The organism is Acinetobacter legionensis (assembly GCF_057165765.1).
This window is the reverse complement of the sequence record NZ_CM169896.1, coordinates 3,485,069-3,508,778: the sequence shown is the minus strand read 5'-3', so window position 1 is coordinate 3,508,778 and position 23,710 is coordinate 3,485,069. Positions and strand designations below refer to the sequence as shown.

At 41.2% G+C, this 23,710-nt stretch carries 18 protein-coding genes; 16 read left to right on the top strand and 2 right to left on the bottom strand.

Annotated elements, in window-relative coordinates; all coding sequences use genetic code 11:
• Positions 1-38: 38 nt before the first annotated feature.
• Positions 39-2,864: a ribonucleoside-diphosphate reductase subunit alpha gene (locus AC2G3J_RS15900; protein ID WP_483770256.1), complete on the bottom strand. Its 2,826-nt coding sequence runs from the start codon at positions 2,862-2,864 to the stop codon at positions 39-41.
• Between the two features lie 600 nt (positions 2,865-3,464).
• Between AC2G3J_RS15900 and bfmR the strand changes: the two genes are divergently transcribed.
• Together bfmR and bfmS are read left to right on the top strand one after the other, a co-directional pair.
• The gene (gene bfmR, locus AC2G3J_RS15895) at positions 3,465-4,178 is read left to right on the top strand and encodes a response regulator transcription factor BfmR (protein WP_004722855.1); all 714 of its coding nucleotides are present in this window, start codon (positions 3,465-3,467) and stop codon (positions 4,176-4,178) included.
• A gap of 64 nt (positions 4,179-4,242) precedes the next feature.
• Positions 4,243-5,871, top strand: a complete 1,629-nt coding sequence (gene bfmS, locus AC2G3J_RS15890) for a sensor histidine kinase BfmS (RefSeq protein ID WP_336952955.1) — start codon at positions 4,243-4,245, stop codon at positions 5,869-5,871.
• A 666-nt stretch (positions 5,872-6,537) separates the two neighbouring features.
• Here bfmS and AC2G3J_RS15885 read toward each other — a convergent pair.
• On the bottom strand, positions 6,538-6,888 hold the full coding sequence (locus AC2G3J_RS15885; RefSeq protein WP_336952954.1) for a hypothetical protein: 351 nt from the start codon (positions 6,886-6,888) through the stop codon (positions 6,538-6,540).
• 888 nt (positions 6,889-7,776) lie between these two features.
• On the opposite strand from AC2G3J_RS15885, the gene AC2G3J_RS15880 reads away from it, so the two are divergent.
• From AC2G3J_RS15880 to upp, 14 genes are all read left to right on the top strand, one after another.
• Positions 7,777-8,325 carry an NADH-quinone oxidoreductase subunit A gene (locus AC2G3J_RS15880; RefSeq protein ID WP_004722844.1) on the top strand — a complete coding sequence of 183 codons (549 nt, stop codon included), beginning with the start codon at positions 7,777-7,779 and terminating at the stop codon, positions 8,323-8,325.
• Between the two features lie 7 nt (positions 8,326-8,332).
• Entirely contained in the window at positions 8,333-9,010 is a 678-nt protein-coding gene (locus AC2G3J_RS15875; protein ID WP_004722842.1) for a NuoB/complex I 20 kDa subunit family protein, read from the top strand.
• Between the two features lie 86 nt (positions 9,011-9,096).
• Positions 9,097-10,884 carry an NADH-quinone oxidoreductase subunit C/D gene (gene nuoC, locus AC2G3J_RS15870; RefSeq protein WP_336952953.1) on the top strand — a complete coding sequence of 596 codons (1,788 nt, stop codon included), beginning with the start codon at positions 9,097-9,099 and terminating at the stop codon, positions 10,882-10,884.
• Positions 10,885-10,898: 14 nt separating this feature from the next.
• Positions 10,899-11,408 (top strand): NADH-quinone oxidoreductase subunit NuoE, encoded by a 510-nt coding sequence (gene nuoE / locus AC2G3J_RS15865; RefSeq protein WP_004722839.1) that lies wholly within the window; start codon positions 10,899-10,901, stop codon positions 11,406-11,408.
• Positions 11,405-12,736: an NADH-quinone oxidoreductase subunit NuoF gene (nuoF, locus tag AC2G3J_RS15860; RefSeq protein ID WP_004722838.1), complete on the top strand. Its 1,332-nt coding sequence runs from the start codon at positions 11,405-11,407 to the stop codon at positions 12,734-12,736. Before nuoE ends, nuoF begins: the two co-directional genes overlap by 4 nt.
• Positions 12,737-12,747: 11 nt before the next feature.
• Entirely contained in the window at positions 12,748-15,432 is a 2,685-nt protein-coding gene (gene nuoG, locus AC2G3J_RS15855; RefSeq protein ID WP_419359183.1) for an NADH-quinone oxidoreductase subunit NuoG, read from the top strand.
• Positions 15,433-15,434: 2 nt separating this feature from the next.
• Positions 15,435-16,448, top strand: a complete 1,014-nt coding sequence (gene nuoH, locus AC2G3J_RS15850; RefSeq protein WP_336952951.1) for an NADH-quinone oxidoreductase subunit NuoH — start codon at positions 15,435-15,437, stop codon at positions 16,446-16,448.
• An 18-nt stretch (positions 16,449-16,466) separates the two neighbouring features.
• Positions 16,467-17,009, top strand: a complete 543-nt coding sequence (nuoI, locus tag AC2G3J_RS15845; protein WP_004722835.1) for an NADH-quinone oxidoreductase subunit NuoI — start codon at positions 16,467-16,469, stop codon at positions 17,007-17,009.
• Entirely contained in the window at positions 17,009-17,527 is a 519-nt protein-coding gene (nuoJ, locus tag AC2G3J_RS15840; RefSeq protein WP_336952992.1) for an NADH-quinone oxidoreductase subunit J, read from the top strand. Before nuoI ends, nuoJ begins: the two co-directional genes overlap by 1 nt.
• Positions 17,527-17,835, top strand: a complete 309-nt coding sequence (gene nuoK / locus AC2G3J_RS15835; protein WP_004722831.1) for an NADH-quinone oxidoreductase subunit NuoK — start codon at positions 17,527-17,529, stop codon at positions 17,833-17,835. Before nuoJ ends, nuoK begins: the two co-directional genes overlap by 1 nt.
• Positions 17,832-19,721, top strand: a complete 1,890-nt coding sequence (nuoL, locus tag AC2G3J_RS15830) for an NADH-quinone oxidoreductase subunit L (RefSeq protein WP_336952950.1) — start codon at positions 17,832-17,834, stop codon at positions 19,719-19,721. Before nuoK ends, nuoL begins: the two co-directional genes overlap by 4 nt.
• A gap of 7 nt (positions 19,722-19,728) precedes the next feature.
• On the top strand, positions 19,729-21,333 hold the full coding sequence (gene nuoM, locus AC2G3J_RS15825) for an NADH-quinone oxidoreductase subunit M (protein ID WP_336952990.1): 1,605 nt from the start codon (positions 19,729-19,731) through the stop codon (positions 21,331-21,333).
• A gap of 2 nt (positions 21,334-21,335) precedes the next feature.
• The gene (gene nuoN / locus AC2G3J_RS15820) at positions 21,336-22,892 is read left to right on the top strand and encodes an NADH-quinone oxidoreductase subunit NuoN (protein ID WP_336952948.1); all 1,557 of its coding nucleotides are present in this window, start codon (positions 21,336-21,338) and stop codon (positions 22,890-22,892) included.
• Positions 22,893-23,013: 121 nt separating this feature from the next.
• Positions 23,014-23,649 carry a uracil phosphoribosyltransferase gene (gene upp / locus AC2G3J_RS15815; RefSeq protein ID WP_004722821.1) on the top strand — a complete coding sequence of 212 codons (636 nt, stop codon included), beginning with the start codon at positions 23,014-23,016 and terminating at the stop codon, positions 23,647-23,649.
• Positions 23,650-23,710 lie beyond the last annotated feature (61 nt).

Here is a 23,710-nt window from a genome sequence, read left to right as displayed (position 1 = left end):
GGGGGAGTTTATTCCCCTTGAGGATTGGGGAGGATTACTTACTGACAAGCCTCACAATCTGGATTGTCGATTGAACATGCTTGTGGTACTGGTGCTGCTTGAGCGAAACCATCTTCTTCAGCAGGCGCTTCAGGTTTAGTTTCTTGAGCAACCGCAGCCACTGGTGCAGCAACAGTTGTTGCTTTTACTGCGTTTAAAGCACCCGTGTTAATGGTTGATTTTTCCGCAGAGGTTGCACCTAATGCACGGAGGTAATAAGTTGTTTTAAGACCACGTAACCAAGCCATCTTATAAGTGATGTCTAGTTTCTTACCATTTGCACCAGCGATATAAAGGTTCAATGACTGTGCTTGGTCGATCCATTTTTGACGACGTGATGCAGCATCTACGATCCAACGTGTATCTACTTCAAATGCAGTCGCAAAAATTGCTTTTAACTCTTCAGGGATACGTGCAATTTTTTGTACTGAACCCTCAAAGTGTTTCAAGTCGTTAACCATCACAGAGTCCCAAAGACCACGATCTTTTAACGCACGTACCAAGTACGGGTTGATCACTGTAAATTCACCAGAAAGGTTAGATTTTACATAAAGGTTTTGGAAGGTCGGTTCGATAGACTGTGAAACGCCACAAATATTTGAAATGGTTGCTGTAGGGGCAATCGCCATTACATTTGAGTTACGCATACCATCTTTTTGAACTTTAGTACGTAATGTATCCCAGTCCAAACGTTGAGTACGGTCAACTTCAAACATACGCTCTGGACGTGATTTTGCAACGATATCTAAAGAGTCGATTGGCAGGATACCTTGATCCCACAATGAACCTTTGAATGTTGAATACACACCACGTTCAACAGCAAGGTCGCTTGATGTTTGAATCGCGTAGTAGCTGATCACTTCCATTGATTCATCAGCAAAATCTACCGCTGCATCAGAACCATAACCCATACCCAATTCATATAAAGCATCTTGGAAGCCCATGATACCCATACCGACAGGGCGGTGTTTCATATTTGAATTACGTGCTTGTTCAACTGCGTAGTAGTTGATGTCAATCACGTTGTCGAGCATACGAACAGCAGTTTTAACTGTACGCGCTAATTTTTCACGGTCTAATGCGCCACCTTGAACATGTTGTACAAGGTTGATCGAACCTAAGTTACATACTGCGATTTCATCTTTATTGGTATTTAAAGTGATTTCAGTACATAAGTTAGATGAATGCACTACACCTACGTGTTGTTGTGGTGAACGTAAGTTACATACATCTTTGAATGTGATCCAAGGATGACCTGTTTCAAACAACATTGATAACATTTTGCGCCATAAGTCTTTCGCACGGATTTTCTTATGCAGCATGTTGTTTTCTTTTGCAATGCCTTCGTAGTAAGCATAGCGTTCAGCAAATTCACCGCCAGTTAAATCATGCAAATCAGGTGTTTCAGATGGCGTGAACAATGTCCACTCAGCATCTTCAATCACACGTTGCATAAACAAATCTGGAACCCAGTTAGCCGTGTTCATATCGTGGGTACGACGACGGTCATCACCAGTGTTTTTACGAAGCTCTAGGAATTCTTCAATGTCCAAGTGCCAAGTTTCTAGGTATGCACATACTGCACCTTTACGTTTACCACCTTGGTTTACTGCAACAGCAGTATCGTTGGCAACTTTAAGGAAAGGTACAACACCTTGTGACTTACCGTTAGTACCTTTGATATATGAGTTCAAGGCACGTACTGGTGTCCAGTCATTACCTAAACCGCCTGCCCATTTAGAAAGAAGGGCATTGTCACGCATCGCACCATAGATGTCATAAAGATCATCTTGAATCGTAGTTAAGTAACAGCTTGACAATTGTGGACGTAATGTACCTGAGTTAAACAGGGTCGGTGTAGACGCCATATAATCGAAGCTAGACAATAAGTCATAGAACTCGATTGCACGATCTTCACGCTGTTCTTCATTTAATGCAAGTCCCATTGAAACACGCATAAAGAACAATTGCGGAAGTTCGAAACGTACATCATTTGAGTGAATGAAGTAACGGTCAAATAAAGTCTGTAAACCTAAATAGGTAAATTGGTTTGAGCGTTCTGGTTTGATTGCAGCTGCCAATTTTGCAAGGTCAAAGTTTAAAAGCTCAGGAGAGAGAAGCTCAAGCTCGATACCTTTGTTTAAATAAGTTTCGAGCGCATCGCCTTCGATAGTATCTGTAGCTAAACCTAAGAATTTTAAACCTGTCGCAACCAAGTCATCACGTAATAGACGTGCAGTTACATAAGTATAGTTTGGTTCTTGTTCGATACGGGTACGTGTCGCCATCATCATCGTGGTTGAGATGTCTGACTGTTTTACACCGTTATATAAGTTTTTAACTGTTTCATCGACAATGGCTTGAACATTGATGCCTTCTAAGCCTTCACTTGCTTTTTCAATCGTGGCTTGAAGTTTGCTCAAATCTAGAGGCTGAAGCTGACCGTTCGCATCTGTGATTTGTAAGGTTGGGTGATGATGAGCACCAGTTTGTTTACGTGCATCAGAACGTTGTTCACGATAGATTACATATGCACGTGCAACTTTTTGTTCGCCTGTACGCATAAGCGCCAATTCAACTTGGTCTTGAATTTCTTCAATATGAATTGTTCCGCCAGAAGGTAAACGACGATTAAAAGTATTCATCACCATCTCTGTGAGCTGAGTGATGCGATCATGAATACGGCTTGAATCTGCACTTTGTTGACCTTCTACAGCCAAAAAAGCTTTACCAATTGCTACAGAGATTTTATCTGCATCAAAAGCGGCAACATCACCAGTGCGTTTAATCACTTGTAGTTGACCTGGGGTTGTAATGGCGTTCATTGTCAGCGTAGCTCCATTGTCATCATTGTTATGTTTATGGACCATTTGAATCGTACAAACTGCAAAATTTGTTGTCACGATGTTTGAGGACTAAACACAATACTTAGTGGTTTAATTTAATTTAGAACACAAGATACGGTAATTTTAAGGGTAGATCAATATTGACATTTCAAGAATATTTTATCCGTGAAAAGTAAATTTTTATTTGCATCTTTTTGCCTCAAAGTGTCATTTTTGTTATATGCCTTATGAGACAAGCACATAGCATAGCAAAGACTCAGTAGAGTGCTTATAGATAAGTGTGTGGATAACTAAAAAAACGATAAACTGATGAGACAGAATATGAACAATGAAATATTTTGTATAAAAATTAGTCCAGCTATTGATTGTCTTAGAGAAATTTACAAATGATGTGTATTGAGTTTATAAAACTGCCTACAATTCAATAGTTAATAAAAATATAACAAATTGATACGCTCATGTATCAGTTTGGTGAATGAGGTCTTGTTTACATTGTAAACGTGTGTATATTGCAAAACATAGTGTGTTGAATCTGCGAGCTTTGTAGCAGACTCCAAAATCAAATATAGGGGCAAATAGATGAGCCAAGAAGAAAAGTTACCAAAGATTCTGATTGTTGAAGATGACGAGCGCCTAGCTCGCTTAACTCAGGAATACTTAATTCGTAATGGATTAGAAGTTGGGGTAGAACCAGATGGTAACCGTGCGATTCGCCGCATTATTGCTGAACAACCAGACTTGGTTGTATTGGATGTGATGTTGCCGGGTGCAGATGGTTTAACCGTTTGTCGTGAAGTTCGTCCACATTATCATCAACCGATTTTGATGTTGACTGCACGTACCGAAGATATGGACCAAGTTCTTGGTCTAGAAATGGGTGCAGATGACTACGTTGCAAAACCTGTTCAACCGCGTGTACTGCTTGCGCGTATCCGTGCGCTATTACGTCGTACAGATAAAGCGCCTGAAGATGAAGTTGCACAACGTATTGAATTTGACGATCTTGTGATCGACAATGGCGGTCGTTCAGTGACACTCAATGGTGAGTTGGTTGACTTCACCAGTGCTGAATATGATCTACTTTGGTTGTTGGCATCCAATGCAGGCCGTATCTTATCGCGTGAAGACATCTTTGAACGTCTCCGTGGTATTGAATATGATGGTCAAGACCGTTCGATTGACGTACGTATTTCACGTATTCGTCCAAAAATTGGTGATGATCCTGAAAACCCGAAACGTATTAAAACTGTACGTAGTAAAGGTTATTTGTTTGTTAAAGAGACTGGTCTATAAACGATGGGTCGGTCATCCAAGATGCTTGTCCATCACCGGACAAGCATAAAGAAGGTTAGTTTGCGTGTCTAAACACAGTATATTTTTGCGCATCTATGCAGGATTAGTCATTCTTGTTGTGTTGGTTGCCTTGTTTGGATATTTACTTGTCCAAATAATTAATTATCAACGTGCGCAGGAATATCGTGAGTCTCTCACAGATGGAATTTCATTTGTGATTAGTGAGGGTGTGGCACGTCAGCAAACTGAGCAGCAGCGTCTAGATTGGATTTCAGATGCTTCTGATTTGTTAGAGCTTCCCATTTATTATCTCGAAGCAAGAAAGGTTGATTTATCTCGTACTGAAGAAAAACGCATAGAAAATCAAAAAGCGGTGGTGCGTTATGATGCAGAACAAGGGATTGCTTATCTAGTTTTAGGGATCAGAAACGATCCAAAGCATTATTTATATATCAAAGTCGACCAAATCGGCGAACGCCAAATGAAGGCGCTTCCTGTGTTCATTCTGGATTATTTGGTTTATTATCCCGGTCAAGAACAAGAATATCTTAAAAAAATTCAACAACATTTTTCCTATCATGTAGGTGTTGAAAAGATTTCTCAGCTCAATCTCGATTCAGAGCAAATTGGACGTTTAAGATCAGATCAAAGTGTAATTTTATGGCGTGACAGTGCAACTGTACGTGGTACAACCATTTCGATTGTTTCTCCATTGCCAAATTCGCCTACAGATGTCTTGGTGCTGGGACCTGTTCCAATGTTTAACTGGATGCCTGTTAAATTGGCTGCTGGAATAACATTGTTGAGTATGTTCTTGCTGTGTTTGGGGGTTTATGGCTTGATTGTGCCAATGCAACGCAAGTTGAAACAGGTGAATGAAGCCTTGGATGTGATGAGAACAGGGGATATGTCGCAACGTGTACCTGTTGAAGGTTATGATGAGATGGCAAGTCTGGCCACCAGTTATAACAGCATGTCTGATCATATACAGCGTTTGATTGAAGCACAGCGTGAGTTAATGCGTGCCGTATCGCATGAGTTACGTACACCTGTAGCGCGAATCCGTTTTGGTATGGAAATGCTGGCAGACGAAGATGACCATGAGTATCGTTTGCAACAGGTCGAGATGATTGATAAAGACATCGAAGCGTTAAATACACTGATTGATGAAATCATGACTTATGCGAAATTAGAGCAAGGTACACCTTCTTTAGATTTTGAAAAAATTGTGTTGATTGATGTATTAAAGCAAGTTGCAGTAGAAACAGAAGCATTAAAAACCCAAAAGATTATCCACCTCAACCCACTTTCATCTGATGTGATTGTCGATGCAGAACGTCGTTATTTACATCGAGTTGTACAAAACTTGGTGGGGAATGCGATACGTTATTGTGATCATCAGGTCAATATTAGTGGTGGTGTTAATCACCAGACTAGTATGGCTTATGTCTGTGTGGAAGATGATGGCCCTGGGATTCCAGAGGAAGACCGTAAACGTGTATTTGAGGCATTTGCACGTTTAGATGATAGCCGTACCCGTGCTTCAGGTGGTTATGGTTTAGGACTTTCAATTGTGAGTCGTATTGCGTATTGGTTTGGTGGGACGATTGAAGTCGATCAAAGCTCAGATTTGGGTGGTGCAAGATTTACCATGTCTTGGCCGGTAGAGCGCTTTAAAAAGAAAAAAGTTTAGACGTTAAATCGTGCCATTAAAATATATGATTAAGATCCATTCGATTTATTTTATCAGTCATCTTTAAAGCCATCATTTAAGATAAAACCACTTTCATCCTTTCCTTTATTCAGAGGAAGGGATGGGGCTTTCAATATGATTTAATTTCCTATAATTATTTTTGATTTATAGTTAAACCACCTAATTATTTATACCAGTGATTTTTATCGGCTGATTGATCAGAAATGAAGCTTATGTTTTTGTATATACTTTTAGAAACTATTGGTTATCAATTGGTTTGCTGTACTTTTGAATCATAGAGGGTTGTTCTATCGTGTGGCGACATGGATGTCTCTCCTTGTGCCGAGGAATACGGGGGTATAGGACGAACCCCTTGCTTATGAGCAAAAACAAAGCACTGCTTTGTTTGTTGCGTAAGGTTTGGCATCCCCTACGCAAAGGTATTTAAACTTTGAATGTAATATGAGGTATTGCAAGCTTTTTTATAATCAAACAATTTTTTATGTAATTGATTTATTTAGAAAATATTAATTAATAGAAATTCTATTCTAGTGCTTGAGTTTTTTGACAGGCTGACTATATAAAAAATCTATTGTTAAACTCAATAAAAAAACCACCGAAAATTTTCAGTGGTTTTTTATGTCTGGCTGTTGCTCAGTCTAGATCCTATTGTTGAAGCGTTGCATCAGGCGCAATGATTGGCTTGCTGTCTCGCAATGCTTGTAATGCATCATGATTAAAATCAATCAATAAGCTGTTTTGTTCAGCGTCAATTTTATAACTGCTAATGATTTTTTGATCACCTTGAATGGTGTCAATACGATATTCATCCGCGATATTTAAAATCCCTTCTAGATTTGTCGTGGTTGCGGCAAGATCTTGGCGGAAAAGCTCATACACATCTCTTAGATCAAAAATGGCATTTTGTGCATCAACGTGTTTTTTGACATAATTTTCAATATGACGAATCAGTAATTGTGCAAATAAAAAATAGTTTGGCTTGCTGCTGAATTCCATCTTGTTTTACCCCTAAATTTTTGATTTAAAGTTGTTCATATTGAATAGCATATACATAAAAGTGGTTCAATGTGTATAGGCTCTGTAGACAATTCGTCTAAGTTTGCGACAACGAACACCTTTTTCTGTAATTGGGTGCTAAATATACAATTTACTGATTTAAGCGACGATAAGTTATTCACCTTTCAAATGGCTTTAGTTTTGGAAAACTTGGGTTTGTTGTATATGCGAAAAATGACATGATCGACAGTGCTGACTGTTTTGAAAATTCAAATCAGAAAATCATAAGAGGGCACAAGGTAGGTCAAAAGTAGGCATTGGGCATTTGGCGTTGGATGGTTTAAAGCGGCTTATTTCATTGAAATAAGTTGGTTTTGATAATAGTGAAGTATAAAAAATTATAAATAACTTTGTAATATTTAAAAATTATCACAATAAGATAATTTTTATCACTTGATTGATCTAATGTGACTATTTTACCACATAGAATGTAACAAAATATTTTAGATGGTAAATCCTTATATTTGTAGAAATTAGCCAATTAAATCGCAGAAATACATGCATAAATCATGGCTTTTACTTGGGCTGAATCGGATTAAGCTACTGATTTGTCATTTTTAATTCATGATTAAAAAATAAACTTCGGAAAAACTAATAAGAATAGGGATAGAAATTTAATAAAACGATAAGTCAGCGCTGTATCGCTGTGAATCAGGAAAAAATATGGTTTTTGTCTAAAAAATCATCCGAAAGACTTAGAGCTATTAACTAGCAACAGATGACATCAATCGGGTACAATTGACCAGATTTATTTTGTGTTTGGTGTATTTGCAAGGCCAATACATACATTCTTTGTTAAATAATAGGCCTGCCAGGAGTTATCCCCGCATGAGTGCCATTACTCCATACGATTGGGCAATCATTGCCTTCGTGATCGGCGTGACATTTTTATGTGTCTTTATGCTCACCGTTCCTTTGCTCCTTGGGGGTAAATCATGGGGACGTGCGAAGCAAGAGCAATTTGAATCAGGTGTGGTTAGTGCTGGTGGTGCACGTATCCGCTTGTCTGCGAAGTTCTACCTTGTTGCAATCTTCTTTGTTGTATTCGATTTGGAAGCCCTCTATTTATATGCATGGGCGACATCTGTACGTGAAGTAGGTTGGGTTGGGTTTTCAGCTGCAGCTGTATTTATTTTAGTTTTACTCGTTGGTTTGATTTATGAATTATCTACAGGTGCATTGAACTGGTCACCTTCAGATAAACGTAAAATCGCAGGGATTAAACCTAAAATTGGTTCACCAAATATGGACCTTGCAGAAATTACTCGCTTCAATTCAATTGAAGAGTTGGTGATGGATCCTACAGGAACTATTCCAGCTCAATCTTCTGGTCGTGTGAAAGATAAAACACCGACCATGTCTCTGAACAAGGAGTAACTCGGGAATGAAATATACTTTAACCCGTGCGAATCCAGAAGCTGAACAATATCCGCTTCAAGATCGTCAAATTGTGACAGATCCACTTGAAGAAGAAGTGAATAAAAATGTGTTCATGACTCGCTTAGAGGATGTGGTACACACAGCTGTAAACTGGGGCCGTAAAAACTCAATATGGCCTTTTAACTTTGGTACATCTTGCTGCTACGTTGAATATGCAACCACGTTAACCGGTGTGCATGACTTGTCACGCTTTGGTGCCGAGGTTATTCGTGCTTCGCCACGTCAGGCAGATTTGATGATTGTTGCAGGGACTTGCTTTGTTAAAATGGCGCCTGTAATTCAACGTTTGTATGAACAAATGCTTGAGCCTAAATGGGTGATTTCAATGGGTGCTTGTGCAAACTCTGGTGGTATGTACGACATCTATTCTGTTGTACAAGGTGTGGATAAAATCATTCCTGTTGACGTGTACGTTCCAGGTTGCCCACCACGTCCAGAAGCATTGATTCAAGCCTTGATGTTATTGCAAGACCAAATTCAATTAGAACGTCGTCCGCTCTCTGCGGTAATCGGTGATGATCTTCAGCCAGTGTATAAGCCAAAGATGATGCCAGAACGCGACCGTAAGAACGCTGAACGTATTGCAGTGAAAAACTTACGCTCTATGGATGAAATTGAGTAATTTTTTCTGATGAATATTTGACATATCTGATGGATATGGTCATCAGGGAATTTGACAGAATTTGTATTAAATAGGAAGCCAAGCCAATGGCTGAAACTGAAATTGCTATGCCAGAATCGACTCCAGTTGATTCCCGCCCAGCATTTGCAATTGTAGAAGATCTCAAAGCCAAATTTGGCGAGAACTTTTACGTGCAACCGACGTTTGAAGATTTTCCGACGGTCTGGGTTGAGCGCGCACGTGTACAAGAAGTTCTAATGTACTTGCGTAAAGTACCACGTCCTTATGTGATGCTGTTTGACTTATCTGCGGTCGATGAACGTTTGCGTAACAACCGTGATGGTTTACCTGCATCTGATTTCACAGTGTTCTATCACTTACTTTCATTAGAACGTAATAGTGATATTCGTATCAAAGTGGCGTTGAGTGAGAACGATATTAACGTTCCAACGGCGACCAATATTTGGCCAAATGCCAATTGGTACGAGCGTGAAGCTTACGATATGTTTGGGATCAATTTCGAAGGGCATCCAATGCTTCGTCGTATCTTGTTGCCAACCTATTGGGAAGGTCATCCACTGCGTAAAGAATATTCTGCACGTGCGACTGAATATACACCGTATATGCAAGACAAGGCTAAACAAGATTTCGAACAAGAACATCTTCGTTTCGTTCCAGAAGATTGGGGTCTAACACGCGGTAACGCGGATGAAGACTTTATGTTCTTGAACTTAGGTCCTAACCATCCATCTGCGCATGGTGCATTCCGTGTGATTTTGCAGCTTGATGGCGAAGAAGTGAAAGATTGTGTGCCTGATATTGGCTATCACCACCGTGGTGTGGAAAAGATGGCTGAACGTCAAACTTGGCATTCATTTATTCCATATACAGACCGCGTTGACTACTTAGGTGGTTGTGCGCAAAACATGCCTTATGTCATGGGTGTTGAACAACTTGCAGGGATTACCGTTCCTGATCGTGCACAATGTATCCGTGTCATGATGTCTGAATTATTCCGTATCAATAACCATTTATTGTATATCGGTACTGCGATTCAGGATGCTGGTGGTATGACACCAGTATTCTATATGTTTGCGGATCGTCAAAAAATCTATGACGCAATTGAAGCGATCACAGGTTTCCGTATGCACCCAGCATGGTTCCGTATTGGCGGGACAGCACATGACCTTCCAAACAACTGGCAAAAACTGATTCGTGAAATTCTCGAATGGATGCCAAAACGTTTGAAGGAATATCATACTGCTGCGCTGAAAAACTCAGTATTTGTGGGGCGTACCCGTAATGTTGCGCAATACGATGCTAAATCGGCATTGGCTTGGGGTGTAACAGGTACAGGTTTACGCGCAACAGGTATTGATTTTGATGTTCGTAAATATCGTCCATACAGTGGTTATGAAAATTACGACTTTGAAGTGCCGTTAGAGTATGAAGGCGATGCTTACGCACGTGTGATGGTTCACTATCGCGAAATTGAAGAGTCATTAAAAATCGTCAAACAGTGTTTGGATAATATGCCTTCTGGTCCTTATAAAGCGGATCATCCATTGGCAGTTCCACCACCAAAAGATAAGACTTTACAAGATATTGAAACTTTGATTACGCATTTCTTGAGCGTGTCATGGGGTCCTGTAATGCCAGCTGGTGAAGCCTCTGTAATGGCAGAAGTGGTGAAAGGTGCATCTAACTATTACTTGACTTCAGATAAGTCAACGATGAGTTACCGTACACGTATTCGTACACCTACTTTTACCCACTTGCAGCAAATTCCTTCCGTGATTAACGGCAGTCTTGTATCTGACTTGATCATTTATTTAGCGACAATTGACGTCGTTATGGCTGACGTGGATCGCTAAGGGGTAAACGCATTATGATGATTTTGACTGATAAAAAGCCACGTGTGAATGTTGAAGGGATTCTGACTAGCGAAGAAATCCATGAAATTGAACATCACATGGGTCACTACCCATACCCACGCGCAGCGTCTTTGGATGCTTTAAAGTGTGTACAGCGCCGTAATGGTTGGGTGGATGACGCGCAGTTACATGCAATTGCTCAATTATTGACAATTACAACTGCGGATTTAGAAGGTGTTGCAACATTCTATAACCGTATATACCGTCAGCCTGTAGGTCGTCACGTAATTTTATTATGTGATTCGATTGCATGTTTCTTGATGGGTGCGGAAACTTTAGCAGAAGCTTTCCAACGTGAACTGGGTATCCAATTTGGTCAAACGACAGCTGATGGTCGTTTTACTTTATTGCCGATCTGCTGTCTAGGGAACTGTGACAAAGGTCCAACCCTGATGATTGATGAAGATACACACGGTTTGGTTGAAGTGACTTCTGTGAAACAGTTATTGGAGAAGTATGTATGAATACCGAACCAAGACCAATTTATGGCGAAGGAAACCCTGAAACTCATCCATTAACATGGCGTTTGAGTAAACAGGAATTTGTTCGTAGTGCTGATGACTATGAAGCTTTAGAAGGCTATGCAGGCTTTAAAAAAGCGCTTTCTATGCCACCTAAAGACGTTCTTGAAGTCATTAAAGCAGCGACTGTAAAAGGTCGTGGTGGTGCAGGTTTCCCAGCAGGGATTAAATGGTCATTGATGGCACCCAATGATGGTGGTCCTCGTTACCTAATCTGTAATGCCGATGAAATGGAACCGGGAACATTCAAAGACCGTTTATTGATGGAAAAACTTCCACATCAATTGATCGAAGGGATGTTGATTGCAGGTTATACCCTCGAAGCGACTCAGGGTTATATCTTCATTCGCGGTGAATACATTGAAGCTGCACAATACTTAAATGAAGCTTTAGAACAAGTGCGTGCTAAAGGTTATTTGGGTGACAACATCTTAGGCACAGGTTGGAATTTTGACCTGCATGTGCATACCGGCGCGGGTCGTTATATCTGTGGTGAAGAAACTGCATTGATTAACTCACTCGAAGGTCGTCGTGCAAACCCACGTACTAAGCCGCCATTCCCACAAGTTGCAGGTGCATGGGGCCGTCCGACTATCGTAAACAACGTAGAAACCTATAACAACTTACCAGCAATTATGTTGCGTGGGCCTGAGTGGTATATCGGTTTGTCTGCGGGTAAATCTAAAGATCCAGGCACTAAAATTTATGGTGCATCAGGTAAAGTGACTTTCCCTGGTCTTTGGGAATTACCGTTTGGTACGACTGCACGTGAAGTGATTGAAGACTATGCTGGCGGTATGCGCGATGGTCTTAAACTGAAAGCATGGTTACCGGGTGGGGCATCGACTGACTTCTTGGCTGCTGAACACATTGATCTTCCAATGGATTCAGAAAGCATTATGAAAGCAGGTTCTCGTCTAGGTACATGTTTGTTAATGGTCGTTGATGAAACCCAGTGTATGGTTTCTGCAACGCGTAACTTAGAAGAATTCTTTGCACGTGAATCATGTGGATTCTGTACGCCATGCCGTGATGGTTTACCTTGGGCGGTCAAAGCACTTGTCGCAATTGAGAAAGGTGAAGGGAAGATGGAAGACATTCAACATCTTCAAGAACTGACTCGCAAATTGTGGATTGGTAAAACATTCTGTGCTCACGCACCAGGTGCGATGGAACCATTGATGGGTGCACTCAAATATTTCCGTAGCGAGTTTGAAGCTAAAGTGACAGATCGTCCTGTAGCCCAAGCCAGCCACGTAGAACAAGTTTAAGGAATTCGACTATGGCTACAATTCATGTCGATGGAAAATCGTATGAAGTCAATGGCTCGGAAAACTTGCTACAAGCATGTTTGAGTCTTGGCATCGACATCCCATATTTTTGTTGGCATCCAGCTTTAGGTTCTGTCGGTTCTTGCCGTCAATGTGCTGTTACTCAATATGCGAATCCAGAAGATACTCGTGGTCGCTTAGTAATGTCATGTATGACTCCTGCATCTGACAATACCTTTATTTCGATTGAAGACAAAGAAGCAAAAGATTTCCGTGAATCGATTGTGGAATTCTTAATGACCAACCACCCACACGACTGTCCAGTCTGTGAAGAGGGTGGTCACTGTCATTTACAAGATATGACAGTAATGACGCAACATGATCGTCGTCGTTATCGTTTTACCAAACGTACGCATCACAACCAAGAGTTGGGTTCTTTCATTGCACATGAGATGAACCGTTGTATCGCATGTTACCGTTGTGTTCGTTACTACAACGATTATGCCGGTGGTACAGACTTTGGTGTTTATGCCAATGCATCACGTGTCTACTTCGGTCGTCCAGAATCAGGCACTTTAGAGTCTGAGTTCTCTGGTAACTTGACTGAAGTGTGCCCAACAGGTGTATTTACCGATAAAACTCATTCGGCACGTTATAACCGTAAGTGGGACATGCAGTATGCGCCTAGCGTATGCCAAGGCTGTTCTTCTGGTTGTAACATCTCTCCGGGTGAGCGTTATGGCGAATTACGTCGTGTAGAAAACCGTTTCAATGGTGACGTTAACCAATATTTCCTTTGCGATAAAGGTCGTTTTGGTACGGGTTATGTGAACCGTGAAGATCGTCCACGTCAGCCGCAATTCCGTGCTGCAACAGAAGTTAAAACTGTTTCTGTTGATGTGGCACTGGATTCAGTGATTGAAAATGTTCAAGGCAAAAAAGTCTTGGGTATTGGTTCTCCACGTGCATCATTAGAATCAAACTACGCGTTGCGTGAGTTGGTTGGCCAAGAAAATTATTCAACAGGTCTTTCTCAAAAAGAACAGAGCTTGGTTGAACTTGCTGCATCGATTATGCAAGCTGAGGGCGTTTACAACCCGAGTATGCGTGAAATCGAAAGCTATGATGCAGTCTTGATCTTGGGTGAAGACTTAACACAAACTGCACCACGTATGGCATTGTCTGTTCGCCAAGCTGCGAAAAATAAAGCCAAACAAATGGCTGCAGACCGCCGTACCCAAGATTGGTTAGCTGAACCGGTAAAACGTATTGGTCAGGATGCAAATTCTCCAATCTATATCTTGGCTGCAACACAAACACGTTTAGCTGATATTGCTGAGGGTGAAGTTGTTGCTTCTCCAAATGATATTGCACGTTTAGGTTTTGCGATTGCTGCCGGTGTAAACGGTGATGCGATTCTTGGTTTAGATGATGATGCTAAAGCATTTGCACAAACCATTGCGGATACGTTAAAAGCTGCAAAAAAACCATTAATCATCTCGGGTACGAGCTTACAAGATGCTGCCATCATGGAAGCTGCTGCACAAGTTGCACAAAACCTAGGTGGAAATGCCGGCTTAACCTTGACAGTTCCAGAAGTGAACTCAATGGGTATGGCTTTGTTTGGTGGTTTAAGCCTAGAACAAGCATTTGCTCAAGATTATGAGTCAATCATTATCGTTGAAAATGATTTGTTCCGCCGTTTACCTGCTGTACAAGTTCAGGCTGCTCTAGACAAAGCGCAAAGCGTGATTGTGCTTGATCACTCTGAAACTGAAACCGTAAAAGCGGCTGATGTCGTCTTGTCTGCTGCAAGCTTTGCAGAAGGCGATGGGACAGTGGTCAGCCAAGAAGGTCGTGCGCAACGCTTCTATCAAGTTTATGACCCAAGCTATTACAAACCAGAATATGCCATCAAAGAATCTTGGCGCTGGTTACATGCCATTGAAACGGGTGTGAAAGGTAAAGCGATCTCATGGACATTGCTTGATGATGTAATTGAGTCTGTGGTCAAAAATGTTCCAGTTCTTGAAGCAATTCAAGATGTTGCACCTGATGCGGGTTACCGTGTTCATGGCTTGAAAATTGCTCGTGAACCACGTCGTTATTCAGGTCGTACTGCAATGCGTGCACCATTAAACGTACATGAACCGAAACAACCTGTCGATGTCGATTCCGCATTAACATTCTCTATGGAAGGTTATGTTGGACCGCAAAATGCATCGTCATTGGTTCCATTTGCATGGGCACCGGGTTGGAACTCACCACAAGCTTGGAATAAATACCAGGATGAAGTGGGTGGTCACCTTAAAGGTGGTGATTCAGGCGTCCGTTTATTTGATCGCTTAGTAAAACGTCCTGCACGTAGCTATGTGGCGCCAACTGCGGTTGTGGCAAATCCAGAGAGTTTCCGTCTAGTTCCAATGCATCATATTTTCGCTTCAGGTGAATTTACGATTAAAACGCCGGTGATGGAATCGCGTATTCCAGAAGCGACTTTTGCCGTGGGCGAGCAAGATGCAGCACGTTTAAATGTTCAAGATGGTCAACAACTGACAGTTAAAGCAGGCGAAACGACGATTAGTCTTCCTGTGCATGTAATTGAATATTTACCAACAGGTTATATCGGTTATCCAGTCGGCCAAGCACCAACAGTTTCACTTGCTGAACCTGTATCTGTAACGGTAGGAGTGTAATCATGAATGAATCTTTACGCGCACTACCGACATGGGCACAAGACTGGCCAATCGCTTATTCAGTGATTCAAGCCATCGTAATTTTGTTGGTTGTGGTTTTACTGGCCGCTTTGATGTCATTTATTGAGCGTCGTTTGCTGGGTTTATGGCAAGACCGTTATGGACCAAACCGTGTTGGTCCTGGCGGGATGTTCCAGATCGTTGCTGACATGTTGAAAATCATGTTCAAAGAAGACTGGACACCAAAGTTTGTAGATAAGTTAACCTTCCGTTTAGCACCAGCAGTAGCAATGGCGACTGCAGTACTGTCATTCATGGTTATTCCTGTTTCACCTTACTTAGGTGTTTCAGACATGAGTATCGGTCTATTGTTTTTTATGGCAATGGCAGGTATTGCAGTATATGCGGTGTTATTTGGTGGTTGGGCATCCAACAACAAATATGCACTATTAGGTGGTCTACGTTCAGCAGCACAAACCATTTCTTATGAAGTCTTTTTAGGGATTTCATTGATGGGTGTGGTGGCAATTGCGGGTTCATTTAACTTGCGTGAAATCGTAGAAGCACAACGTGATGTATGGTTTGTGATTCCACAATTCATTGGTTTCATGATCTTCGTGGTTGCGGGTGTTGCGGTAACGCATCGTCATCCATTTGACCAACCAGAAGCTGAACAAGAATTGGCAGAAGGTTACCATGTCGAATATGGTGGTATGAAATGGGGGATGTTCTTCGTTGCTGAATACGTCAACATCATTCTAATTTCTGCACTGATCGTGACTTTATTCTTTGGCGGTTGGTTAGCACCATTTAATTTAAATATTCCATTCATTCCAGATGCGTTCTGGTTCATTGCGAAAACAGCATTCTTTGTAATGATGTTTGTCTTGGCACGTGGTTCTTTAATGCGTCCACGTTATGACCAAGTTATGAATTTTGGTTGGAAAGTGTGTTTACCACTTGCATTGGTCAACCTTTTGGTGACTGGTGCTGTGATTCTGATGAATCAGGCCTAGGACAGCAGGGAGTACAAAATGTATAAAATTCTAGCTGGCGTAGGATCAATTGTTCGTTCGTTGTGGATGGTGTTTAGCCATGTCACACGCAAACGCGATACGATTTTATATCCAGAAGTGCCAGCCGAACAAATCGTACCTCCACGCTATCGTGGTCGTATCGTATTAACACGTGACCCAGACGGTGAAGAGCGTTGTGTTGCGTGTAACTTATGTGCGGTTGCATGTCCTGTTGGTTGTATTTCATTGCAGAAAGCTGAAAAAGATGATGGACGTTGGTATCCAGAATTTTTCCGCATTAACTTCTCACGCTGCATTTTCTGCGGTATGTGTGAAGAAGCATGTCCAACAACTGCCATTCAGTTAACACCAGATTTTGAGTTAGGCGAATATGTCCGTCAGGATCTTGTTTATGAGAAAGAAAACTTACTCATTTCAGGACCAGGTAAATACCCAGACTACAATTTCTACCGTGTAAGTGGTATGGCAATTGATGGTAAAGAAAAAGGTCAAGCGCAACGTGAAAGTGCGCCTGTAGATGTACGGAGCTTATTACCATGATGTGGCCATTTTATTTAATGGCTCTTGTGGCCATTGTTTCGACGATTCGTGTTGTGACCAACACCAATCCAGTACATGCTTTATTAAGTTTGATCGTTTCTTTACTTGCTGTTGCAGGGATCTTCTTAATCATTGGTGCACCATTTGCAGCTGCACTTGAAGTGATTGTTTATGCGGGCGCGATCATGGTGTTGTTCGTATTCGTAGTAATGATGCTCAACCTTGGTCAACATACAGTTGATCAAGAGCGTAAATGGTTGACTTCAGATGCTTGGGCTTATCCAGCACTCATGAGCTTCTTAATCGGCTTATGTTTGGTTTGGGTATTAGGTTCAGACTACACGCAATCTGGTGCAGTACTTGGAACTCAAGTGATTGGACCTAAAGCAATTGGTCAAGCACTCTTTACCCACTATTTATTATTGGTTGAAGTTGCCGCAATGTTATTGCTTGCAGCATTGGTTGCAGCATTCCACTTAGGCAAACGTGAACCGAGTGCAGCAGAGGATAAACAGTAATGGGCAACATTCCTTTAGAACATGGTTTGATCGTCGCAACTATCCTTTTTGCACTGGGTTTTTACGGTGTAATGGTGCGACGCAACCTATTATTTATGTTAATGAGCCTTGAGATCATGATGAATGCAGCAGCATTGGCATTCGTTGTGGCAGGAAGTGCATGGGCACAACCTGATGGTCAAATTATGTTTATTTTGATCCTCACACTTGCTGCGGCAGAGGCTTGTATCGGTCTAGCGATCGTCCTCCAGTTCTATCATCGCTTCCATCATCTGGATGTAGATGCTGCTAGTGAGATGCGCGGATGAGTTATTTATATTTAACGATTTTATTTCCGCTGATTGGCTTTGCACTTTTAGCGGCAGGACGTAATAAACTTCCTGAAAATGTAGCAGCAATTATTGGTGCGGGTTCTGTTGGCCTTTCTGCTTTATTTGCATTGATTGCAGGCATGGACTTTGTTAAGCAGGGTTCAGTTGCGCAAGCACAGCATTTATGGACTTGGTTCAATGTAGGCGGTTTTGCACCGGGTGTAAGTTTGCATCTTGACGGCTTGTCATTATTAATGATGGGCATGGTGACAGGTGTAGGTTTCCTGATTCACATCTTTGCAACTTGGTACATGCGTGGTGAAGAAGACTTCGCACGTTTCTTCTCATACTTCAACTTATTCGTTGCAAGCATGTTGGTGCTTGTATTGGGTGACAACTTAGCGTTGTTATTCTTAGGTTGGGAAGGCGTAGGTCTGTGTTCTTACCTGTTGATTGGTTATTACTACCAAAACCCTGCAAATGGTTTTGCGGCAATTAAAGCATTTACAGTAACGCGTGTTGGTGATGTATTCTTACTGATCGCTTTGTTCTTGCTTTACCAACAATTTGGTACTTTACACATCGGCACGATTGTTGCCAATGCTTCACAAGTTCTGGCACTTGATCATAACTTGGCATTGATCACGTCATTGATGTTGTTCTTGGGTGCAGCTGGTAAATCTGCGCAAATCCCATTACAAACATGGTTGGCAGATGCAATGGCTGGTCCGACACCAGTATCTGCATTGATCCATGCTGCAACAATGGTTACCGCTGGTATCTACTTATGTTGCCGTATGTTCTCTGTATTTGAAATGACACCAGAAGTGATGCAGTTCATTTCGATTACAGGTGCTGTAACATTGTTGGTTGCTGGCTTTGCGGCTTTGGTTCAAACAGATATCAAACGTATTCTGGCTTACTCTACCATGAGTCAGCTCGGTTATATGTTTATGGCTGTGGGTGCAGAAGCGTATCAAGCAGGTCTGTTCCATATGCTTGCACATGCATTCTTTAAGGCATTATTGTTCTTGTCTTCGGGTGCAGTGATCTTGGCTTACCATCATGAACAAAACATCTTTAAAATGGGTGGCTTGTTCTACAAAAACAAATTCTTATTTGCTTGCTTCGCGATTGGTGGTGGTGCACTTGCTGCAATTCCATTTATTACGATCGGCTTCTTCTCTAAAGATGCAATCTTGGGTGCTGTTTGGGCGCAAGGTCAATCTGTGGCATTGTATAACTCATTGTATTGGGTGGGTGTTGCGGGTGCATTCTTAACTTCGATTTATACATTCCGTTTAATTTGGGTTGTATTCTTTGGTGAAGAAAAAACACATTATCACGAAATCAAAGGTGCAACGTATTGGGCGCCTTTAGGTATCTTGGCTGTTCTTTCAACAGGTTTGGCTTACTTCTTAAAAGCGCCAGTGATGAACATTTTAAATGCAGCACATATCCCAGCATTTGAAGTTTCTCAAGCGATTGAAGAAGGGATGCATGGTGCAGAACACCTTGCAGTCGGTATCGCATTGGTCGGTTTAGCTGTAGGTGTGGTGTTATTTGCTTTCGCTTATAAAGCGGTGCAAGGTTTTGCAGCCACTTCATTTGGTGCTGGACTTGCAAATATCTGCCGTAATGCATTTGGTTTCGATTCTTTATACAACCTTGTTTTTGTTCAACCTTATTTACTCATTGCGAAAATTTTAGGTCGTGACCCAGTTGATGGTTTATGGCTGTTATTACCTGCAATCGTAAATAGTGGAAATAAATTTACAAGTACCCGTCAAACAGGTTCATTACGTGAATATGCATCAAGTATGTCACTCGGTGTGGTGGTATTGCTGATGATCTTGATCGTGATTCAGGTAGTGGGGAAATAAGATGGAAATCACAAACAATTGGATTTTACCCGCACTGATTCTTGTACCTTTTATTGCAGGTTTCGTGTGTTGGTTGGTCGATAAACTTGATAAACATTTGCCACGTTATATCGCATTAGTCGGTATGCTCGTTACATTGGGCTTAACACTGATTTTGTGGAAACAAGGTGGCTTTAGCTATGAGTTGGGGGCGAAGACTCCAACTTGGGCAGCAGAATTTTATTTACCTTGGATTAAATCACTCGGTATTAACATTCATTTGGCTGTAGATGGTCTTTCATTGCTGATGGTGGGCTTGACTGCATTACTGGGTGTACTTGCAGTGGGTTGTTCATGGGGTGAAATTCAAAAGAATGTCGGCTTCTTCCATTTAAACCTTTTATGGTCTTTGGGTGGGGTAATCGGGGTTTTCCTTGCAATTGATATGTTCTTGTTCTTCTTCTTCTGGGAGATGATGCTGGTCCCTATCTACTTCTTGATCGCACTTTGGGGTCATAAAGGCGCAGACGGTAAATCACGTGTTTATGCTGCAACCAAGTTCTTTATCTACACCCAAGTCGCTGGCTTAATCATGCTCATCGGTATCTTAGGCTTAGTGGTTTATGGTTCTCAGATGTCAGGTACGATTAGCTTCGACTATAACTACTTACTTGCTGTTGCAAATACTTTAGATGCTCAGGCACCACATATTGCCTATGCGTTGATGATCTGTTTCTTTATTGGTTTTGCAGTCAAGTTGCCAGTATTCCCATTACACGGTTGGTTACCAGATGCCCATGCACAAGCACCTACAGCAGGTTCTGTAGACTTAGCGGGGATCTTGATTAAAACTGCTGCGTACGGTTTATTGCGCTTTGTATTGCCATTCTTCCCAGCAGCATCTGCACAATTTGCCGATATTGCGATTATTTTAGGTTTGATTGGTATTTTCTACGGCGCTTGGTGTGCTTTCCAGCAAACAGATATGAAACGCCTGCTTGCTTATACTTCTATTTCGCATATGGGTTTCGTATTACTTGCACTTTATGCCGGTAATATTCTGACATTCCAAGGCTTAATGATCATGATGTTGGCACATGGCTTGTCATCTGCTGCATTGTTCATTATGTGTGGTCAAGTGTATGAACGCTTACATACCCGTGACTTACGTTTGATGGGTGGTATTCGTGGTCAATTCCAGTATTTACCATTCTTCTTGATGTTCTTTGTCTCTGCACTTGTGGGCATTCCAGGTTTAGGTAACTTTATTGGTGAATTCCTGATCTTGATGGGTTCATTCGCTAAGTTCCCAACATTTACCATCATTGCTGCTATTAGCTTGGTCTTTGCTGGTCTTTATGGCTTGATTCTGATCCACAAAGCTTTATTTGGTACGCCAAATGAAGAACAGAAAAAGCATTATGAAAGTCCATTAAAAGACTTGAATGTACGTGAAACAGTAATTCTATTGATCTGTGCATTTGGCTTATTATGGTTAGGTGTATATCCACAAAGCTTCCTTGATATTTCTCACTCAAGTATGGCGTGGTTATCAAATAGCTATATTCCAGTTCAAGAAGTTGTTGATGCGGCACAACAAGTCGTATCTCAACAAAATGTGGAGATCCAATAGTCATGAACTTCACTATGTCATTTTCGGGTCTCATGCCTTTAGCGCCAGTTTTTATTGTTGCTTTAACCGCTGTAGTGGTGATGATCCTAACCTCGATCAAGCGTAATCATAATTTGATTGCGACTGCATCGGTGGTGGGTTTAAACCTTGCTGCAATTGATATTTTATTCATGATGTTTGGTGGTTCATTTGCACCATCAAATGTGATGAACATGTTTGTGGTTGATCCATTTACATTGTTTTATCAATTTATTGCAGTAGTTGCTGCACTCGCATGCTGTACGTTATCTCACGCTTATATTGAAACTTATAAAGATAATCGTGAAGAGCTTTATATCTTGATGTTGATCTCTGTAACAGGGGCAATGTTAATGGTGGCAAGTTCTCACTATGCGTCGTTCTTTATTAGTTTGGAGCTTTTGTCAATTCCTGTGTATGGCTTATTGGCATATACGCATCAGCGTGGAAAATCGCTAGAAGCTGGCGTAAAGTATTTGGTACTTTCTGCAACCGCTTCAGCAATTTTGTTGATGGGTATGGCATACGTTTATGCTTATACAGGTACATTGTCATTTACTGACTTCCCAGGTTTGTATGGAAATCAGTTAGCACAAGTGCAACAAATTGCATCTTTGGCTGACTTTATTGAACAGTTAAAAGGTTTCCTTGCTCAACCAATGATTTTGTTGGGTTCAGGATTAATCGTGATTGCGATTGCGTTTAAATTATCATTGGCGCCATTTCATAAATGGACACCAGATGTTTATCAAGGTGCGCCTGCGCCAATCGCTACTTATCTTGCAACTGTTGCTAAAGTCGCAACGATTGGTTTATTAGTACGCTTTATTTTAAGTTCAGGTTTCATTCTTGTACCGTCTATCGTGACTGTATTAACAGTGATCGCTGTGCTTTCGATTTTAGTCGGGAACTTTCTTGCATTACGCCAAGTCAACTTAAAACGAATTTTAGGTTATTCATCAATCGCCCATTTTGGTTATTTATTGATTGCTTTGATTAGTTTAGGTTATGCAAGTTTAGGCAGCGTAAGCGTCTATGTGGTGACTTATACCTTAACTACGATTGGTGCTTTTGGTGCTGTCGCGTTAATGTCGAGCCCATATAACAATGTTGATGAAGCTGAGTCTCTTGCGGATTACCGTGGTTTATTCTGGCGTCGTCCAGTACTGACTGCGACATTAACAGTGATGATGCTTTCTCTTGCAGGGATTCCATTAACCGCTGGTTTCATTGGTAAGTTTATGGTGGTGATTGCTGCTGTAACCACAGAACATTGGTTCTTGGCTGCTATGGTAGTGGTGGGTAGTGGTATTGGTTTGTATTACTACTTACGTGTGATGATCGTGATGTATATGACGCCACCAGATAATCCTCGTATTGATGCTGTTGATCACTGGGGACAAAAAGTGGGTGGTCTTATGGTGCTCGGTGCTGCTGCTTTGGTATTGATCATTGGTGTTTATCCAGATCCAATCATCAGCTTGGCGTTGAAATCAGAAATTTTATCTCCTTTACATTTCTTGATGAGCCAGCAACACTAATCGCAATAAAATCCTGCTATTAACAAAAAAAGCCCTCATTCATTGAGGGCTTTTCTTATCTCAGATATAAAAAACATTTATAATAATGGAAATTTACTTTTATCCTTTTAGGTGTCCTCCCGTGTCTATTCAAGAAATTCGTCATCCACTTATTCGTCATAAATTAGGTTTATTACGCCGTGCTGACATTAGTACTAAGAATTTCCGTGAACTTGCTCAAGAAGTAACTATGCTTTTAACTTATGAAGCAACCAAAGATTTACCTGTGTGTGATCACGAAATTGATGGTTGGAACGGTAAAGTCACAGTGGACAGAATTGCGGGTAAAAAAATCACTGTAGTGCCAATTTTACGTGCTGGTATTGGCATGTTAGAAGGTTTTTTAAATCTTATTCCAAGTGCAAAAGTTTCAGTTCTCGGTTTAGAACGGGATGAAGAAACCTTGGAAGCACGTACTTATTATAAAAAATTGGTTCCAGATGTACAAAATCGTTTAGCTATGATTATTGACCCGATGTTGGCAACTGGTTCATCTTTGGTTGCTGCGATTGATGTGTTGAAAGCAAGTGGTTGTAAAGATATCCGTGTTATGGTGTTAGTTGCAGCACCTGAAGGCATTAAACGTGTGGAAGCAGCTCACCCAGATGTGACGATTTTTACTGCTTCAATTGATCAAGGTTTAAATGAACAGGGATATATCGTGCCAGGTCTAGGAGATGCTGGTGATAAAATTTTTGGCAGTGTGCAAAAAGATTAAAATTTAGTATGATCAAAGGAGGCTATAGGGGCCTCCTTTTTTAATTATAAGAGAATAAAAA

Coding starts and splice junctions, on each gene's coding strand:
- nuoF (WP_004722838.1), top strand. CDS start 11,405: ATGAATACCGAACCAAGACCAATTTATGGCGAAGGAAACCCTGAAACT.
- bfmR (WP_004722855.1), top strand. CDS start 3,465: ATGAGCCAAGAAGAAAAGTTACCAAAGATTCTGATTGTTGAAGATGAC.
- AC2G3J_RS15875 (WP_004722842.1), top strand. CDS start 8,333: ATGAAATATACTTTAACCCGTGCGAATCCAGAAGCTGAACAATATCCG.
- nuoC (WP_336952953.1), top strand. CDS start 9,097: ATGGCTGAAACTGAAATTGCTATGCCAGAATCGACTCCAGTTGATTCC.
- AC2G3J_RS15880 (WP_004722844.1), top strand. CDS start 7,777: ATGAGTGCCATTACTCCATACGATTGGGCAATCATTGCCTTCGTGATC.
- nuoL (WP_336952950.1), top strand. CDS start 17,832: ATGAGTTATTTATATTTAACGATTTTATTTCCGCTGATTGGCTTTGCA.
- nuoG (WP_419359183.1), top strand. CDS start 12,748: ATGGCTACAATTCATGTCGATGGAAAATCGTATGAAGTCAATGGCTCG.
- nuoH (WP_336952951.1), top strand. CDS start 15,435: ATGAATGAATCTTTACGCGCACTACCGACATGGGCACAAGACTGGCCA.
- AC2G3J_RS15900 (WP_483770256.1), bottom strand. CDS start 2,864: ATGAACGCCATTACAACCCCAGGTCAACTACAAGTGATTAAACGCACT.
- nuoK (WP_004722831.1), top strand. CDS start 17,527: ATGGGCAACATTCCTTTAGAACATGGTTTGATCGTCGCAACTATCCTT.
- nuoJ (WP_336952992.1), top strand. CDS start 17,009: ATGTGGCCATTTTATTTAATGGCTCTTGTGGCCATTGTTTCGACGATT.
- nuoE (WP_004722839.1), top strand. CDS start 10,899: ATGATGATTTTGACTGATAAAAAGCCACGTGTGAATGTTGAAGGGATT.
- nuoN (WP_336952948.1), top strand. CDS start 21,336: ATGAACTTCACTATGTCATTTTCGGGTCTCATGCCTTTAGCGCCAGTT.
- AC2G3J_RS15885 (WP_336952954.1), bottom strand. CDS start 6,888: ATGGAATTCAGCAGCAAGCCAAACTATTTTTTATTTGCACAATTACTG.
- nuoI (WP_004722835.1), top strand. CDS start 16,467: ATGTATAAAATTCTAGCTGGCGTAGGATCAATTGTTCGTTCGTTGTGG.